We start from the raw sequence: 544 nt of genomic DNA, 5'->3' as shown, positions 1-544 counted from the left end.
GTCGGGGGCGGGCCGGCTCTCGGTACGGCCGGGGCCTTCTCGGCGCGGGTGCGCGCGGGCCGGTTCGCTGGTGTGGGTGAGGTGGCGTGGTGCCAGTGGGTACGTACGGCGTTCAGGCCGGCGAGTGCGCGTCGGGCGCCGACGATGAGCTGGTGCGTCGTGGTGGCTGGGTCGTGGGTGAGGGTCTCGATGTGCCGGCCGGTGTTCGCGGCGGTGGTGAGGAGGGAGCGCTGGAGGATGCGCTCGCCCCAGTACTCCGGGTCGCATCCGGCCGGTTCGCCGAGGAAGCCGAGATGCCCGGCCGGCTGAACCTCGTTGGTATAGAGGCCGTGGTGCTGTGCTTCCCACCGGACGGTGACGGGGTCGATGGGGGTGCCGCGCCGGGCCATGGTGGTCAGGCACTGCCACAGTCCGGCGTGCAGGGGGTGGGTGAAGTCGCCGGGGGTCAGCCACCGCATCCGTTCGACACGGGCGGGCCGGTCGGTCGCGGTCGCGAGGAGCACCTGCTCCTCTTCAACCGTCTCCTGGTCGGGCACGACGGCCG

1 protein-coding gene is annotated in these 544 nt (G+C 72.8%); it reads right to left on the bottom strand.

All coding sequences use genetic code 11. The features are described from left to right. Nucleotides 1-544 (bottom strand): DnaB-like helicase N-terminal domain-containing protein (locus tag BHU15_RS37855; RefSeq protein WP_303741449.1); only part of this gene is annotated, 544 nt, incomplete at both ends.

This window comes from Streptomyces niveus (genome assembly GCF_001723055.1).
Classification (GTDB): Bacteria; Actinomycetota; Actinomycetes; order Streptomycetales; family Streptomycetaceae; genus Streptomyces; species Streptomyces niveus.
Note: the sequence above shows the minus strand (reverse complement) of the source record. Positions and strands in the feature narration are given on the sequence as shown.